The organism is Microbulbifer discodermiae (assembly GCF_040742695.1).
Taxonomy (GTDB): domain Bacteria; phylum Pseudomonadota; class Gammaproteobacteria; order Pseudomonadales; family Cellvibrionaceae; genus Microbulbifer.
Window position 1 is genome coordinate 36840 of sequence record NZ_JBFLAB010000030.1, and the last position, 17896, is coordinate 54735.

The 17896-nt window shown below is 56.3% G+C and carries 12 protein-coding genes; 5 read left to right on the top strand and 7 right to left on the bottom strand.

Features of this window, described 5'->3' with window-relative positions; all coding sequences use genetic code 11:
• The first annotated feature begins 49 nt into the window (after positions 1-49).
• From AB1S50_RS11945 to AB1S50_RS11955, 3 genes are all read left to right on the top strand, one after another.
• Positions 50-469, top strand: coding sequence for a F0F1 ATP synthase subunit epsilon (locus tag AB1S50_RS11945; protein WP_367150954.1), 420 nt, complete (start codon positions 50-52; stop codon positions 467-469).
• Between the two features lie 543 nt (positions 470-1012).
• Positions 1013-4285 (top strand): TonB-dependent receptor domain-containing protein, encoded by a 3273-nt coding sequence (locus AB1S50_RS11950; RefSeq protein ID WP_367150955.1) that lies wholly within the window; start codon positions 1013-1015, stop codon positions 4283-4285.
• A gap of 95 nt (positions 4286-4380) precedes the next feature.
• Entirely contained in the window at positions 4381-6333 is a 1953-nt protein-coding gene (locus AB1S50_RS11955; protein ID WP_367150956.1) for an alpha/beta hydrolase family protein, read from the top strand.
• Between the two features lie 178 nt (positions 6334-6511).
• On the opposite strand, the gene AB1S50_RS11960 is transcribed toward AB1S50_RS11955, so the two are convergent.
• Complete coding sequence (locus AB1S50_RS11960; RefSeq protein WP_367150957.1) at positions 6512-8635, bottom strand: di-heme oxidoredictase family protein; 2124 nt, start codon at positions 8633-8635, stop codon at positions 6512-6514.
• A gap of 904 nt (positions 8636-9539) precedes the next feature.
• Here AB1S50_RS11960 and AB1S50_RS11965 point away from each other — a divergent pair.
• Positions 9540-9830 (top strand): hypothetical protein, encoded by a 291-nt coding sequence (locus AB1S50_RS11965; protein WP_367150958.1) that lies wholly within the window; start codon positions 9540-9542, stop codon positions 9828-9830.
• Positions 9831-9943: 113 nt separating this feature from the next.
• The gene (locus AB1S50_RS11970) at positions 9944-10510 is read left to right on the top strand and encodes a CBS domain-containing protein (RefSeq protein ID WP_367150959.1); all 567 of its coding nucleotides are present in this window, start codon (positions 9944-9946) and stop codon (positions 10508-10510) included.
• A gap of 231 nt (positions 10511-10741) precedes the next feature.
• Here AB1S50_RS11970 and AB1S50_RS11975 read toward each other — a convergent pair whose 3' ends face one another.
• The 6 genes from AB1S50_RS11975 to AB1S50_RS12000 form a co-directional block, all read right to left on the bottom strand.
• Entirely contained in the window at positions 10742-11500 is a 759-nt protein-coding gene (locus AB1S50_RS11975) for a VIT1/CCC1 transporter family protein (protein ID WP_367150961.1), read from the bottom strand.
• Between the two features lie 176 nt (positions 11501-11676).
• Complete coding sequence (locus tag AB1S50_RS11980) at positions 11677-12432, bottom strand: hypothetical protein (protein WP_367150963.1); 756 nt, start codon at positions 12430-12432, stop codon at positions 11677-11679.
• Between the two features lie 32 nt (positions 12433-12464).
• Positions 12465-13607, bottom strand: a complete 1143-nt coding sequence (locus AB1S50_RS11985; RefSeq protein WP_367150964.1) for a PQQ-dependent sugar dehydrogenase — start codon at positions 13605-13607, stop codon at positions 12465-12467.
• A gap of 126 nt (positions 13608-13733) precedes the next feature.
• Positions 13734-15626, bottom strand: coding sequence for a DUF885 domain-containing protein (locus tag AB1S50_RS11990; protein WP_367150965.1), 1893 nt, complete (start codon positions 15624-15626; stop codon positions 13734-13736).
• A gap of 164 nt (positions 15627-15790) precedes the next feature.
• Complete coding sequence (locus AB1S50_RS11995) at positions 15791-16384, bottom strand: DNA-3-methyladenine glycosylase I (protein WP_367150966.1); 594 nt, start codon at positions 16382-16384, stop codon at positions 15791-15793.
• Positions 16385-16498: 114 nt separating this feature from the next.
• On the bottom strand, positions 16499-17515 hold the full coding sequence (locus AB1S50_RS12000) for an SDR family oxidoreductase (RefSeq protein WP_367150967.1): 1017 nt from the start codon (positions 17513-17515) through the stop codon (positions 16499-16501).
• Positions 17516-17896 lie beyond the last annotated feature (381 nt).

A 17896-nucleotide genomic window follows, 5' to 3' on the forward strand; every position in this document is an offset into this window, starting at 1 on the left:
CGCCCAGGCGGGTCTTTCGAGCCAACTACCACAAAATGAGGTAGCCTAGATGGCTATGACTGTACATTGCGACATTGTAAGCGCTGAGGAATCCCTCTTCTCCGGACTGGTGGAGATGGTGGTCGTAAGCGGTGTCGAGGGCGAGCTGGGCATCTCCTACGGGCACGCCCAGCTGCTGACCATGCTCAAGCCGGGACCGGTGCGTATCATCAAGCAGGGTGGTGAAGAGGAAGTCCTTTTTGTCAGCGGTGGCTACGCTGAGGTGCAGCCGAATATGGTTACCATCCTCGCCGATGTCGCCGAGCGCGAGATCGATGAGCAGGCCGCACAGAAAGCCCGTGAAGAGGCGGCACACGCCCTGCACCAGGCACCGGCAGAAGTGGACTATGCGCGGATCTCCGCCCAGCTGGCGGAGGCTGAAGCGCGGCTCCGCACCCTGCAGGCCATCCGCAAGGCGGCCGGCAAGTAAGCCATAATTTTCCCGGTGATTGATTGAATCGCCAGGTGGTAAAAAAGCAGCTTCGGCTGCTTTTTTATTGCACTTATTTATTAACCGGGCATTCCAATGCAGGATTTCTCATCGACTGGATTGCCATCCCCGAAAGGCTGACCAATTAAGTGGAGTTGATTGCTTTTCACAGCCCGGGGTAGCGATACAGACCGGAAACTGGCTGCGACACTCCGAGCATTTACACGTTTGATTTGCCCCCCGAACACTCATATTCGAGACGGCGGCCTGCAAGCCCCGGCTAATCAACCTTCAATGTAATCCCCTGCTCTAATTTCACCACCCCTTACCTTACCTTCTGGTCGAATTGCGAATAGAGAAATTCGCGACACAAATTTAAAAATAACGCTCTAAAAAGTAATCCGCGCCACTTTGTCAACCCATTATTCAGGTTGTTTTGTCTTTAGGCGTCAAATAATAGTCTCATAAGCGTCACAAAAGTTTTAGAGAGGAGGCTGAAAGGTACCTCTATCACAAAACAAATAAACCAAAGGGTTGGTGAAAATGATCAGGAAAAAATCAGATAACGACGCAACACTACCGTTTTTGACGAGTGTCTCCACAGCGGTGCTTGTGGTGGTGCTCAGCCCGTGGGCCTTGGCCCAGGAGACTGAAGGAACCGCGTTAAGTGAAGAGGAGGTGACCGCTGAACTGCAGGGATCGACGGGGGCCGACACTATACAGGATGGTGATATAGAGCAGGTGGTGGTCACCGGTTCCAGGCTAAGGCGCGATACTTTCTCCAGTATTGCGCCACTTCAGATCATTGATGCGGAGGGGGCCCGGGAGGCCGGAGCCATAGATACCTCCACGATTTTACAATCCAGTGGCGTCGCCACTGGCCAGCAGATAGACCTGACTTTTGCCGGCTTTGTACTGGATAACGGTCCCGGTGCATCCACCGTGGATCTGCGCGGTCTCGGTGCCGGGCGCACTCTGGTGTTACTGGATGGGCGCCGCCTGGCGCCGGCGGGCGTGGAGGGTGCACCGGTTGCGCCGGATCTCAACCTGATACCGGCGTCGCTGGTACAACAGTACGACCTGCTGCTGGATGGTGCCTCATCGGTATATGGTTCGGATGCGGTCGCAGGCGTTGTAAATGTGATCCTGAAAAAGGACTTCGAAGGTGTGGATTTCGAGGTGTTTAGCGTTAAGCCCCAACAAAGTGCGGGGGAAGAAAACACTCTCAGTTTTAGTTGGGGTGAGAACTTCGATCGCGGTTTTATCGGCATGGGGCTGGAGTATTTTCGCGCCAATGCAGTGACTTTGGCAGACCGCGAGTGGACCGACGGCTGTAGTGTCAACCGTGAAATCGGCACCGATGGCAGAATCTATACCGACGAGGCCTTCGATAGGGAGGTCTATGGTATGGAGACCGGCGGTTGCGGGCGCGGGCTACTGACTGGAAGGGTGATAGTGCCGACGGTAATTGGAGGTAGCATCTACTCCACACCCGGCAGCAGCAATGGTGGCTGGCCGGGCTTCTCCGAGACCAACTTCTCGAGCGCGTTTGGCGTGGACGGCGATGGCGACGGGGTTACCGATATCAATTTTCACGACTACGATCTCAACGGCCGGGATCTGTTTTCCCATCTGCTGCCGGAGCGGGAGCGCGGCAGCTTTATGGCCTATGGGGAGTATACTTTCGATGGTGAATTCAACCTGACCCCCTTCTTTGAAACCCTCTACGCCAAGCGCGAGAATTTTATCGATTCCGGACCGCCCCAGCTGTTCCCCTGGGTGCCGGCGGACAACCCTTTCAGCATCTGCAACCCGGATGGGGTGCGGGGCGTCGACTGTGGCCTAGCCTGGGATGCGTTGATGACCAACCCGAATTTTGTTGCCCAGTATGTGGACGCATACGGTGTCACTCCGGAAGAAGATGGCCAATTGGTCGGCGCCCTGGGGCCGCTCCGCATACGGCCGGTAGTGGCGGTACAGGGTGATCGCAATCGGACGAATGTGGAGGTTGCGCAGCTGAGGTTTGTGACTGGCCTCCGCGGTGACCTGCCGATGCTGAACGTGGGCACTCTGTCTGACTGGTCCTTTGAGCTTGCGGCTTCTTTGACCAAGTCGGACGGCAAAGCCAGCCGTATTGGTATTCGCGAAGATCGTCTGGATCAGTCGCTGGAAACCACTATCGAGGACCCGGACAATCCCGGCAATTTTATCTGCACACCCCTGCCTGGCGAGAGCACCTGCGTACCGGTGGATATGTTTGCCGATTCTCTCTACCAGGGGATAATCGGCGACTTCGCCACTCAGGCGGAGCGGGATTATTTGTTCGATAGCCGGGACTTTGATACCCGCTACTACCAGACGATTTTCAGCGCCTACGCGAGCGGCAAGGTACTGACCCTGCCCGCCGGGGATGTGATCCTCGGTTTGGGCCTGGAACATCGGAATGACCGCATCAAGTCCCTGCCGGACGATATAGCGCGGGATGGCCTGTTTTTTGGTTTCTTTTCCGATGGTGGCGCCACCGGCAACAAGAACACCAACGAAGCCTATGTGGAGATAGAGCTTCCAGTACTGGCGGGCAGGTTTTTAGCTGAGGAGTTAAAAACCAACGTGTCTGCCCGCTATACCAAAGACGAGCTTTACGGCGGCGCCTGGACCAATACCACCAAGCTGGCCTATCGCCCGGTAGATTCATTGCTATTGCGCTCCACCTATGGCACCTCCTACCGCGCACCGAATCTGCGGGAAAATTTTCTGCGAAACCAGACCGGCTTTGGTGGGGTCTTCGATCCCTGTTTAATTCCAGATAGAGCGCTGGATCCGCGTACGGGAGGCTATATACCTGAACTGGACAACCGAGCGGACTATGTATTGGCAAATTGTCGCGCCAGCGGAGTTGACCCCACCAACTTTGAAAACAGCGGTTTTAACACATATAGCGTAGAAGTGGGGGAAGGGGGAAGTCTCGACCTGGAAGAGGAAACCTCCGAATCCTTTACCGTCGGCTTTTCCTATGAGCAGCCGTTTTTTGATGATTTTAATCTGACATTTGGCATGACCTACTATGATATAGAGATTGAAAACTCCATTATCGAGCCTTCGGCCCAATTCCTGGTTAATGACTGTTATAACGATGTGCAAGGAACCAGTGCTTTCTGCTCCCAGCTGGTGCGTGGTGCTGATGGCTTCCTTGACTTCATTGATGCGGCATTTGTTAACCGCGACAGTGAAATCGCACGGGGCATAGACTACAACCTGCGCTATGAACAACCGGTTACGCTGTTTGGTGCGCCTCTGGATCTGTCCGCCAATTTGATCTTTAACCGGGTTCTGGAGCGTACCCTCACCTATATCGATGATGAAGGGGTAGCGGATATCGACCGATTTACCGGTACATTTGGCTTTCCTCGCTGGCAGGGGCGCGGTGAATTCCGGGTGGAATACGATAACTATCGCTTTACCTGGACTTCCCGATATATCGGTAATGTAGAGCAGGATGACACTGATATCGACGAGTTCAACGATATTTTCGATAGCGCCGATACAGGAGAGCCTTCCGATAGCTGTGTGGGTCCTGCACAAGGCGGGGTTGACTGCCGGGATATAGGATTTGCCGACGACTATGTGGTTCACTCGGTCTCGCTGTATTATTACGGTGACAACTGGACCGCGGGTTTGGGCCTGAATAATGTGTTCGAAAAGGAACCGCCCCAGGTGGATGGCAATGAGATACTGGCCGTCAACAATACCCCTATAGGCTATGGCTATGACTTGCAGGGGCGCACTCTATTCCTGAACCTGCAAAGAAACTTTTAGTTGACAACAAGTACTGAAGAGCCCGCTTTTGCGGGCTTTTTCGCTAGTTTCTATCGATGGTTGTGATAAACGTCTGGTTTGATTGAGAAAGGATTATGCAACTAGGAAGATACTTTCTGCTGACAGTTGGGGCGCTGCTTGGCTTTACAGCTTTAGCTATGGAGGACAAGCCCTATCCACTGGATTACTGGGCCCTGCGCCATGTGATCAGCAATGTGGCGATTTCCCCCGATGGCAACCATGTTGCCCTGATGAAAATACCCACCAAGGATGGCGACCCGATTATTGAAGTCTATCGGACCGATAAACTCGATGGGGAGCCCTATCGAATTAACTCGGATCCCATGGAGATTCAACAATTCTTCTGGGTTGGTAATGATGTACTGGGAATGCGACTGCGCCAAAAGGTACGCGACAAAATAGAGGGCTTCAATGAGGGGGTCTATGAATATTTGCTGGCATCAGTGGATATCAAGCGTCAGAAACTTAAAAAATACGACCAACTTGGTGCGGAAATTGAGAATGTACTGCCGGGCAAAGAGAACCGCATTGTCTTTTCCTATCTCCCCGGTGGTGAAAAAAGCAAACTCAAGGCCGCTTTCCGGCCCCGCACCTACTATGAGTTAAATGTAAAGACCGGGACCAAAAAGCTGTTGCTGCGCGGCAAGCTGGATATGGGACAAATGGAGTTTGACGGCGACGGCGATCCCTGGCTGGCGCGCGGCTTTGATATCGGCGAGGGTGAGTTCGTCTGGTACCAGCGCCTGACGGACCTGGCCAGATGGAATGAGTTTTATCGCCAGAGCGAAGACTCCTTCGAGACCTTCACGGTATCCGGTTTCGATACCGAGGACCCGTCGACTTTGTTTGTAGTGGCCCACAATGGCGATGACAAGGCGGGTTTATGGGAATTCGATCTAGATTCCAATAGTTTTGGCGAACTTGTATACCGGCGCAGCGATGTGGATGTATCCGGGGTGCGCTTTCACAGCAATGATTGGCGGCACGCCGACAGTGTAGTCGGCGTGGTTTACCAGGCGGGGAATGTGGAAGTTGAATACTTTGACGAAGTGGAAATGGCGACCCAACAACAGCTGGAACAGGTGGTTCCCAACGCCCACTATGTACGAATCAACAGCCGCTCCCGGGATGGCAAAAGCCTCACCATCTACAATGTCGGACCCCGGGATCCGGGTACCTATTACCTGCTTCACAGGGGCAAGCTGACCAAACTCGGCAGTCGCCAACCATTGCTGGAGGCGGACCGGCTGGCGGATGTGCGCTATATCAAATATAAAGCCAGAGACGGCCGCATTATACCCGCCTATATGACTATCCCCAACGGCAAGCCGCCATTTCCGGCCATAGTGATGCCCCATGGGGGCCCTTTTGTGTCTGAACTGGCCCTGTACGACGAATGGGCGCAGATGCTAGCCAACAATGGCTACCTGGTGTTGCAGCCCCAGTATCGTGGCTCCCGCGGCCTGGGTTTGGAGCATTACCAGTCGGCCTTTATGGACGGCGGCCAGGGTGGCAAAAAGATGCAGGATGATAAAGACGACGGTATGCTGTACCTGGTAGACCAGGGTTGGGCTGATCCGGAAAGGTTGGCGATCTTCGGCTGGTCCTACGGTGGCTATGCCGCCCTTGTTGCCGCGAGCAGGGAAGCACAGATTTACCAGTGTGCCATTGCCGGTGCGGCGGTATCCGATAACCAAATGCAGGTCAATTACTATCGCTCGCGGTTACGCGGCGCGGGCAAGATAGAACAGCTGCGCATGTGGGATGACAGTCTGTCCCCCCTGGAGGAGGTGACCAAGGTCAATATACCCATTTTGCTGATACACGGGGATGTGGATCAGCGTGTGCCCCCGGAGCATGCGGAGAAATATCGCCAGGCTCTGGCTAAATCCAACAAGTCGTTTGAATATGTGGAACTGGAGGGGGCGGACCACTTCAGCAACACTCTTTTCTACCGCCATCAAAAAAACCTGTATGAGTCGATGATTGCCTACCTCAAGGACAGTTGTGGTCCCGACGGACTTTAGAAGTCACCCGGCGGCCAGATAAGTTGCCGGATGAATGGGCACCAGGCAGCCTCATGGGCCCACTAAAGGTCAAGCCCAGCGGGAAGCGGCGGACGCCGCTTCCCGCTCAGTTATTTGACAGCTACCAGGGGGCTGGTGAAAAACCCAACCCCGGACTCCAGGGGATAAACTTCCTTTGTTATTCCGCCCCTTCAGTTGGTATTTGAAACAATGCCCCCAGGTTGATGGAGCCATGTTCCGCTGGATCCTGGGGATTACTGGTGCCGGGATTGCCGGGGTTCAGGTTGGAGGCAGTGTCGTCCGGGGGAAACAGCACCAGTGTTTGCAGGAATTCGCGCAATTGTGCCTGCTGGTCCTCCGACAGTCCCACATAGGCGTTTCTGGCAAGCTCCGCTTCACCCCCGTGGCGCCTGATAACCTGGTCCAGGTTGATACTGCGGCCATCATGCCCGTAGGGTGCGGTGGAACCAACGCCCCACAGGGGCTCGGTTACAAAATGGGTTACCTTGGTGCCATCGTATTCCCGTTCGTGGAAGGCCGGGCCGAGATCGTGCCGCTTTAAATCGGAGAAAAAGTTTTCCACCACAAAGGGATTCTCCTCCGGCAGTAGCAGGGGATAGAGGTCGCCGTCATCCACCTGAAAAAACCTGGTGCTTGCGGTGGAGAACAAACTGTTAAAAATGCCCCGGAAGGGGTCGTACTGGGTTTCCACATCGGCCACACGCCGGTCGGCGTCGATGGTGAGTTGTCGCGTATGGCAACCGGTACAGCCTATATCGTCCATCAGCTGGCTGCCGGCCTGGGTTCTGGCGCTGGTTTTGTACTGGCCGGGTTTGAAGTAATTCAGCAGGTAGAACTCCATATGATCCAGCAGTGCGGCGTCTACTTCGTTGGTTTTGCCATCGCCGTCCGGGTCGGCACCGGTACTGCAGGTTGGGGGTCTCTCAAAAGTGTCTGCGGCGGGATCGTACAGGAAACCGGACGGACTGAGCATGGCCTGGGGATTCGCCGGGTCGGTGACGGCACAAAGGATCGGGTCCACCGTCTGCATACCCATTTCATCGTTGAAAGCGCCGACAATAAATTCACGCATGGATACGGTGCCGCCCTGGGCAAAGAAGGGGCGGATACGCAGGTCGTTGTTGACTCCCACTACACCGCTGGTGTCCAGACTGCCATCCGCGAAGGCGGTGATGGAGCCGAACTCCACACTTTTGGCCAACAGATCCTTGGTAACGGTGCCGGGGCCACTGGCAGGGATGGACACAGCTGCCCGGCCATAGCTGATAAAAGTGACTTCGTCATTGAAGGTCTTCTTAGTATTGGAGCCACCCAGCACCACCGTATGCTGTCCTGCGGACAGGGTCCGGCTGATTGATCTGCTAGTAATGCCGGTATTCATGTCCCCACCGCCATTGCCATTTCCGGTGAAGGAAGCGAGTACCGTCTGCTGTCCGTCAATAGCGATAATTGCGTTGGAGACCTCATCGCTTTCATATTCGGACGACTGGATCAATCGAAAGTCAAAGTCAAAGACCACCTCAGCGGCGGCGGTCAAGGTGAAGGTGGTGGACCAGCCACCCGACATACCCGTTACGAACGCATCGTCGATACCGCCCAAAACCGTAACCGCGCGTGTATCGGTGCCGTCGACGGACAGCTGACCGGAACTATATCCAGGTTGGTTGGTGCCAAACGGGTCATCCACGAACTGGAAGCCGTCGGTGCCCCCCTCGAAGTCTGCTTCGACAAAAGTTTCTCCTGGCACGCCGTTGACGGCTTCGTCGATTGCCATGGCTCTTATAGCGCGCAATTCGGCAGTCATTTCATCGGCCAATTGCTCCATAAGTCCAAGCCCGAACAGATGTGGGGCATCGCGGCTGTCCGGCCTGGTGGCCACGTCGCCACCAAATCCGGCAGCCCCTCTGGGTCTGCCGTGGCAGGCAGCGCAGCTGTCGGCCAGCCCGGCGCCCAGTGCCCGCATCTGGGTAACGTCCCCATTCGATGGTGGATTGACGCGCGGCCCGACACCTTCTGCTATTGAGAATTTGCGCTGAAACAGCTGACGCCCCCGCCTGATCGAGCGGGCGGGATCACGTTTGATCAAATATATGGATGACCCTGGGATATCGACGGCACCCTGGCCTGCGCCAATTTGTCCCTGTAATGATTTTCCGATGGTACCGCCCGGGGCCTTAATGTTGTTGTTTTCATCTACCAGCGATTTGTCGAGCAGTTGGGCGAACGCCGGCTGAGTGATTAGTGCAGCGAAAATCAATGGCGTGAGTTTTCCCATATGCATATAGGATTCTCCTAAATCTGTTCTGGCGGTAGCGCACCACGACAGCGATTGCACGGGTAATACGCGACTGATACGAAGCGATAGATTGCGTACGGCTGGCCCGGAAGCAATAGAGGTATCGCCACCAACCAATATGTTGGGTAATTTAATGGGGACTGCGTATTGGGTATTTATATTTGCTTTTATTTTAAGTGCGCAGTTCAGATAGCAGCTGCAAGTGGCTTCATTGTTCGGACCTGGCCAGGTGGCCGCTGGCCAAATGATTGATTTTTTATTTGGTGTACGGATTCAAGGGCGCAACAATTGCGATACATCTCTTTCGATAGCATTCAGTGCACACTCGTATCGCTGGCACAGAAAGGCTCAGAAGTTGCCAGCCGGCACTACTCGGATTACCCCATACCTGTTACCGGAACTCAAAGCGTTCGGCACCACCCTCAATGGTGGGGCATCCAGTCTGTGAAGATAACGGTTGGAGAAATACAAGGGAAGGGCTGCAGCTAAAAGTGGCGCTTGCCTTGCTCACTTCGTTGCCACCTATCGTGTGGATGAACTAGTGACCAAGCGAGGACCTGTTCGCCTATTATCGCCGACCGGCGAGTCATTATCCTGGGAGTGGACGACAAACTTGAAGGAAAGCACTCTGTAGCAAGTTACCGGTCACTATTAACCCGGAAATTTATAGAGTTGCCGACTTGATGATCTTGTGAAATGACCAAGTCTCCGTTGTTGTTCAAGAAACGCCAGGGGTGGAAACTGGACGGTGGGAGGAAAAAGGCGCAAGATGTTTGTAACTATGAAGCTGATGTCACCGCACCCTGGGTGATGGCCGGGCGGGAACCCTGCAAGGGCAATTGCAGTCTACTGTCACAGGTCTCTTCCCCTGCACTGTAGGAAAGCTTTCATGCGAAGTTGGCTCCTTTTACTCCTGGTATCGCAATCGCTGCTGATGGTTGACGCGGTGCGCGCGGAGACGGGCCTGCTCGACTCGCGGGACACAATCGCTTACACAGGCTCTCAGCAGACCGAAGAGCGGTCCACCCCCCGCAATGAGGGTGTTGAGGACAGCCCTCCGGCCACTGTTTTCAGCTTCCAGCGCCCCTGCAAATTCTGTCCATATACTCTCCCTTATAACCGCCCCACCCTGCCCGCCACTCGGGGCAGCAAGGCCATCAGGGCTCCTCCCCTGGCGTAACCCCATCTAAACACACAGCAGCCGCGCGGTGGCGTTCCCCACCGTTGGCAACCATTGTGCGCGCTGTCGGAGCGACGCTTAGGTCGCAGAATCGAATGATGTGAGTTAACGCCATGAAAAACCTGGATTTTTTACAACTTGAAGACCTTGATCAATTGGTTTACCCGGAGAATTTCAGCGAACTGTCCCTGGATTCCCCCGCACTCAGCTTTGTCACGGATTTCAAAGATCACCATCCGCCATTGTTGACCCCGTCCGTGGCCGCCGCCGATGCCGCAAAAGTGATGCAGGCGGGGCACCTGAACACGGTGCTGGTGGTTGATAATGAGGGCCGTTTTAGCGGCTTGCTGACTGCGGAGGACATCAGTTCCCAGCGTGTCATGCAATTTGTGGCGGCGGGCATGAAGCGGGATGAGCTGACGGTTGCTGACCTGATGCGTCCCCGCAGTCAACTGAAAATGCTCAGCTACGAACAGGTGTCTAAAAGCAGGATCCGCGAAGTACTGGGGGCTATGCGCCGGGATGGGCAAAAGGACTGCCTGGTGGTGGATACAGAGATGCACCATGTGCGCGGACTGATCAGCGCCGCCGAGACTGGCCAGCGTCTGCACGCGGAGATCAATATCGACGAGGCGCCCACAGTGGCGGGTATTTTGCGCGAATTGGCACCGGTTCACTGATAGCCTTTTCTGCTGCCGGGGCTGAGGGTTTCAATATTGAAGGCCCCACAGGTGCCCTGCTCCTGTAACCAGGAGCTGGGTACTTGTGGCCTCTTCTGACTAAACGTGCAGTTGGCCGTTATTGATAGGGGGAGTCATACCGACCTGAGGCTGCAAAGGCTCCGTCAAACGCGCCCTGCCAATGGGATTCCAACGGCAGGGAGTGAAAGACAGCTGAACCACTGCTGCCGCTCAGATGGGCGCGGGTACCGCCGCGCGTACCAGAAAGCCGACCAGGTAAGCCAACCCAGCCGCCGCGCCGCCCAGTAAAAGCGTCTTGAGGCCGGCGGTAACAACATTGGTTGCGTATACCAGGCTCTTGCACATACCGGTCAGGAAGAACATGGCGGCGGCCAGTACGCAGCTGCTGAGAAACTGTTCCCGGGGTGTTGCTGTGGACAGGAAATAGGGGAGCAACGGCATAGCGCCGACGGTGACAAATGCGAAAAAAGTCACCAGGGCGGAGCCCAGCGGGCTGCTGCGGGAGCGCCCTATTCCGTACTCTTCGCTCAACATGGTATCGATCCACAGGCGCCGGTCAGCGGTGATGGTGGCGACTATTTTTTCCAGGGTTTGACCGTGAAACCCCTTGGCGGCAAAGATCTGTCGGATTTCCTCGCGCTCCCCTTCCGGTACCAGTTGGATATGCTGTTCCTCCGTGCGTCGCGCAGCTTCCGCATGGGCGAGTTCGGCGTCCACCGCTTCGTAATTGCTTACCGCCATACTAAAGCCATCGGCCAGCAGGTTGGCCAGGCCTAGAACCACCACTACGGTCGCGGAGAAACCGGCACCGAAAGCACCGGCGACAATCGCAAAGGTGGTCACGCAACCGTCGATGGCACCCAGTACTAAGTCGGAGATTTTTGGCGAGGGCGGAGGCTGCCGCAGCCGAGCGGCGATATTTTCAGGTCTGTGAGCGCGTTGAAGGGCCTCTGGGCCCAGTTTTTTCATGGCACTGTTCCACTGGGGTATTGAGTATCCCCTAAGCCTAGCCAATTACTTGGAGGCCCTCGCTTTCCTGTATCACATTAACCCGCGAATCTATTCAGTTGCCGGGTTAACAAACAGTGGCTTGCCCCGCCCGCCCTGGTGGTCGGGCCCGCTGGAAGTATCCTCACTGGGTTGTGCTAGCGCACGATAAAGCTCACCTGGTCGACACCCGTATTGCCGGTTTTCGGGTCATAGGCGTAGACCAGCAATTGATAGACACCGGCGCCATCGGTTTGCAGCGACGCGGTAAAAGTGTTGTCACCGTCCATTTTCATTGGAATTGTGCCGAAAGGGGTTCCATCTTTTTGCACCATCGCCGCGACTTCCAGGGTTTCGCCATTCCACAGTCCCCCGGACGTGATGGGACATCCGCACATCATTACCACATTGGCGCGAATCTCGAACGGAGCCTCGTCCGGGCTGGTGTACCTGTGGGTCTGCGGGCTCAGCAGATCCACGATCAGGCCCGGCACTTCCACAGTGATGCCATCTCCGTCGATCGGTTTGCCCGGGATCAGCCAGGTTTGGGTCTGGGACAGCACCCGGGCCTGCTTCTTGATATAGGGTGCGGCCACCTCGATGGTTATAAACACTGGCTCACTGATGTCCAGTGTCGCAGTGAAGGACGCCGCGCCCTCGGCAAAGGATTCGAAGCGGCGGTGGGGTTGTCGCATGATTTTGTCGGTACTGCCGGTGCTGCCCCGGGTCAGGCCTTCGGCGAGCAGCTCGCCAGTGTCCGCCGCGCGGATACGCACCATGGCCCCCCCAATGGAAGTGCCGATAAATTTGGCATCCCTGGCTTTGGCCCGCACCACGATATCCGTGGGCTCCGCGCTGGCAACGCCAGCGACGGCCATTAGCAAACCCAGCAGCAGAAACTGCAGTTTTTTCACAGTTAGCCTCCCTTTGACGGCTGTGGTTTTAATTATTCGACCGGTTCCAGGCGATAGAGACCGCCGTCGGTGCGGTCGGTAAGTAGGTAAATATAACCATCATGGCCCTGGCGCACATCCCGTATACGCCCCAATTGTCCCTGCAGTAGGACTTCGGAGTCTTTTATCTGTTTGCCATCGAGCGCGACCCGCAGCAGCTTTTCACTGCCGAGGCCGCCCGCCAGCAAATCGCCGCTCCAACTGGAAAACTGTTCACTCTCCACCTGGTCCAGACCCGAGGGGGCGAAACGGCCGTCGTAAATGAGTTCCGCATCGCGCACACCTGCCATAGACGGTACGCCAATGGGTTCCTTTGTGCTGTAGTCCTTGCTGCGGGTGACCTTGGGCCAGCCGTAATTGACACCGGCCTGAATCAGGTTCAGCTCGTCTCCGGTCAGGGCCCCGTGCTCACTGGCCCAGATATGCCCGTCGGCGGTTACGGTCAGCCCCTGAATGTTGCGGTTGCCAAAACTGTAGAGTTCATCCGCCCCGGGCACATCGCCGGCAAAAGGGTTGTCATCGGGCACGGCACCGGTTTCGGTCATTCGCAGCACACTGCCGGCGTGGTCGTTGATATCCTGGGCCCGCGGCGGTTCCACGCCGCGATCGCCGATGGTCATCAGCAGGGTGCCGTCCGCAAGCCACGCCAGGCGCGAACCGTAGTGGCGCCCGGGGGTGGAGAAACGATTCTGTACGAAGACCTCCTCAAAATCCGTCAGGGTGCCATCCCCCAGGCGCGCCCGGGCCACGGCGCTGGCGGTTCCGCCTTTTCCGGGCTTGGAGAAGGTCATGTATATCCAGTCGTGCTCACCGTCCCCATATTGCGGGTGCAGCACCACGTCCAGCAGTCCGCCCTGGCCCAGTGCGGATACTTCGGGCACACCCTGGAGATACTGCACTTTGTCGCCTTCCACCAGCGCCAGTTTGCCCCGCCGCTCGCTCACCAGAAAGCGGCCATCGGGCAATTGCGCCACTGCCCAGGGGTGGTGCAGGTCGCCGGCCAGGCGCACAACCCGGAACGCCTGCCGGTCACTGTCGATGCGGTCCAGGATCACATCGGCCGCGGTTGCGGTGCCGCAGGCGAGCATAAGGGTGGCCGCAAAGCCGAATCGCGATAAGGCCAGAGTTTGCTTCATGACAGTGGACTCCATTGTTGATTAATAAGCGGATGCTAACGGCGCACACAATAAAAGACAAAAGGGGGCACAAAAAAAGCCGGAGTGATAAACCCCGGCTTTTTATGCTTGCAGGTATGGGAGGGGTTAGGACTGCTGTACGCTTTCCACCCAGTGGTTTACCCGCTCTTCCAACATCGGCAGCGGCAATGCCCCGCCACCCAGGACGGCGTCGTGGAAACCGCGAATGTCGAACTTGTCGCCGAGGGTTTTCTTGGCCTTGTCGCGCAGTTCGAGAATTTCGAGCATTCCGATCTTGTAGGAGGTGGCCTGGCCGGGCAGAGTCAGGTAACGGCGCACCTCGGACCGCACTGCGCTCTCGGGGACCGCGGCATTGTCGAGGAAGTACTGCACCGCCTGTTCCTGGGACCAGCCTTTTGCGTGCAGACCGGTATCCACCACCAGGCGGATGGCCCGCCACATCTCCGCCGTCAGGCGACCAAAGTCCTTGTAGGGGTCCTGGAATTGACCCATCTCCTTGGCGAGTTTTTCAGAGTAGAGTGCCCAGCCCTCGATGTAGGGTGTGAAGAAGGCCTGGGTGCGGAACTGGGGAATGTCCTCCAGTTCCTGGGCGATGGAGATCTGCATATGGTGACCGGGCAGGCCCTCGTGATAGGCAGTGGTCTCCATATCGTTTTTCGAGTAGGCGCTCATATCCGACATGTGCACATAGTAGACACCGGGACGCGAACCGTCCGGAGTGCCGGGCTGGTAGTGCTGGGCTCCACCGTCCACTTCGCGGAATGGCTCCACCCGCTTAACCTCCAGCTTGGCTTTTGGCAGTATGCCGAAGTAATCCGGCAGCTTGTGCTCTATCTGGCCGAGGAAGGCACGGGTGTCGTTCAGGTAGCCGTTGCGGCCCTCGTCCGTGTTGGGGTAATAGAACTGGTCGTCGTCGCGCACAAAGGTGAAAAATTCCTGCAGGCTGCCCTCGAAGCCCACCTGCTCCTTGATGGCCTCCATCTCCTTGCGGATGCGGGCGACTTCGTCGAGACCAATCTGGTGGACCTGGTCGGCAGTCAGGTCGAGGGTGGTGTAATTGGCCAGGCGGTTGTTGTAGAAGGCTTTGCCGTTGGGCAGGCTGGATACGCCTTGGGGTTCCTCGCTGGCATTGTCGCGGTCCTCCTGTACCCAGCTGATATACGCATCGTAAGCCGGCTTGAACCGCTCCATCAGGCTCTTGCGCACCTGGACTTCCAGGTCTTGCGCGGTCTTCTCATCTATCTTGCCGTCTTTTTTCAGCGCTTCGATCTTGCCTTTGGCGTCGGCATACAGCGGCGAATCGCCTTCGCCCTGAAACGGTGCTCCGGTAATGACTTTCTGTGCCCGCTCCATGGCCAGATCGTAGGCGAAGCGCGGCGGACGGATGCCGTCAGCGGCGGCCAGCTTGGCACGCTCCAGCAACTGCTCCATGGCCCGCGAGATACCGTCGAGACGGGACACGTAAGCCCGCATATCCTGTTCGGAATCGACCTTGTGAATATTGATCAGGAAGGTGGGGAGGTCCGCTTCCGGGCCACCCAGCTCACCGGCGAAATAGGAATAGCGTTTAAAAGGTTCCGCGGCTTTGGCCTGCTTGTACTGAAAAATCCACAGATCGTAGGATTCCTTGCCGATGTCCGACAGCTCGTTATAGTCGAAGTCCCGCTTCAGGTCCTCGACGGTCTTGCCATACCAGGCCAGCCGGCGGGCCTCCGCGGCCTCACTCATATCGTCGATCTGGTCGTACTTCTCCTTGCGGCCCAGATAGCTGAGTTGTATGGGGCTGAACTGCAACTGCTCCTCGTAACGCTCGTCCAGCCATTTGGTCAAGCGTTTGCTCTCTGCGGCGGGATCCATCGCAGCGGTAGTCTCGGCGACGAGGGTGCTCTCAGCCGGTACAGCGTTGCTGTTTTGGGCAACCTCATCACCCTGGCATCCACTGAGGATGGCGAGTGCGAGCAGACTGGGGATCAAGGGGCTATGCAGTTCTTTAAGCATGGGTGTATCTCGGTCAAATTGTGCACACGGAAAAACGTGGCTACTCTGACATGAAACAGGGTTGACGTCGACCCAAAGCCGGGGCTGTGCAAGGCACTTGCGTCGAGGCGAAGGAATCCCGGGACCAGCGATTGCCCCCTGTGTTGCGCAGTTCCTGCAGCGACTCAGAGAAGGTTTTTTGCCCTCGCTTCCTCTTTGCAGCGACGGTGACCGGGACAGGTGACCAGGTGATCGTTCACCATACCGGTGGCCTGCATATGGGCGTACATAATGGTGGAGCCGACAAAACTGAAGCCGGCTTTCTTGAGAGCGCGACTCATGGCATCGGATTCCGGGGTGGACGCGGGTACCTCCGCAAGGCTGCGAAACCGGTTCACCTTGACGCGCCCGTCGCCAAACTGCCACAGGAAGTCCGCCAGGCTGGTACCCGCATCGCGCAGGGCCAGGTAGGCTCTGGCATTCCCAACCGCCGACTCCACTTTGCGACGATTGCGGATGATACGCTGGTTCTGCAGCAATCGCTCTATTTTACGCGGCGTATAGCGGGCGATTTTCTCCGCGTCAAAATGGTCGAACAACTTGCGGTAACCCTCCCGCTTGTTGAGCACCGCTATCCAGGATAAACCGGCCTGGGCCCCTTCAAGCAGCAAAAATTCAAACAGGGTGGCATCGTCAGTTACCGGACGACCCCACTCTGCATCGTGGTATTGTTGGTACAAAGGCGTGGACAGACACCAGCCACAGCGTTTATCTGCCAAAGAGTCATCTCCCTTCAGTTGGGTCCGGTCACTGTCCGGCGGAAAAAAAATAGTGCTGGATCAGCTGCAAAACCAGCAGCAGCATTACCAGGACAAAAATGATGTTGCCCCGATTCAATGAGAGGTCTCCTTCACGGTTTGGTTTTCGTCAGACGGCAACAGGCCCCGTGTGAGCAGCCAGTCGCGGCTTTCGCGCAACATGGTTTCGAGAGGTACGTCGCCGCTATAGCCGAGCTCGCGGCGCGCTTTGTCGCAGCGGGCGATAAGACAGCGGTTGACCAGTGTGGCTTTCTCGGGGGTTATCGCCGGTTCGCGGCCGGTAAAGCGCGACACAAGATCGGATAGCCAGCCAAGCCCGTAAATTGCGGCGGCAGGTGTGGTGCGTTTTGGTTCCGGCTTGTTCAGCAAACGGGCGATGGTGGCAAAAAACTCCAGAAAGCTGGCGTCGATGCCGGCCAGAATATAATTGTCCCCACAGCGCCCCCGGGCAAAAGCATCGATATGCGCCTGTGCCACTTCCGCCACATGACAGAAAGAGCCACTGCCGGGCGGTACCCCGGGAAGCCGGTTTCCGGCCATCAGGAGAAAAGTCTGCGCCCAGCCGGTCACATCGTACTTGCCCACTATGGCACAGGGGTTCAGGAAAACCGCATCCAGCCCTTGCTCTATCTCTTTGCGAACGGCGATTTCGGCCCTTTTTTTTGTGTAGAGGTAGCCGTGGCGAGGATCATCAGCCAATTGTGGACTCTGCTCATCGATAGGGTTTTTCTGATAGCCATAGGCGGAGATGGAGCTGGTCACTATCATTCGCCCGGCGTTTTTCTGCCGCGCCACCCGCGCCAGAGTGGCCGAGCCCTCCACATTGTCGCGCCACTGTTGGGCCTGCCCGCCCCGCCACATGCTGGTATTGGCGGCCAGGTGAAATACCGCATCGATATTTTCCGTCACTGCCCGCTGCAGGGAATTGATGTCTGTCAAAGAGCCTTCCACCAGCTCCGCGCCAAAACTATGCGCCAGTCGGGTGTCGGATTCGGGGCGATGTAGGGCTGTGACCTGCCAGCCGCACTCAATCAGCCGTTCAATCAGGTTGGCACCGAGAAAGCCGGTACCGCCGGTGACAAAGGCGCGCATATAGATCCTGAGCGATTGTTTGGAAGATTTAGCTTCAAACTATAAAAATACCTGCCTAAATCAATGAATCAAGTTATTTTTAGCTCCATATTTCCCGAATAGCCTATTTTTATGGCTGGAGGGATGCAGCGAAATTTCGACAAAATGGCTCAATTTATGATCGTTTCCGCTAGCTGAAATCAAATACACTGATAAGAAAGTTAGCTATTTCAGCTTGTTAAACAGAACTAGCTGGATGTTAGGGAACCTCTGAAAAACTGCTCCAGTCTGGCATAATTTACCCCATTTCCAACATACACAGATTCAATCATGAGCCAACTGACCTTCGCCGAAGCCGAATACACTATCAAGAAACGCAAAACACGGCGCGAACTGTTCCTC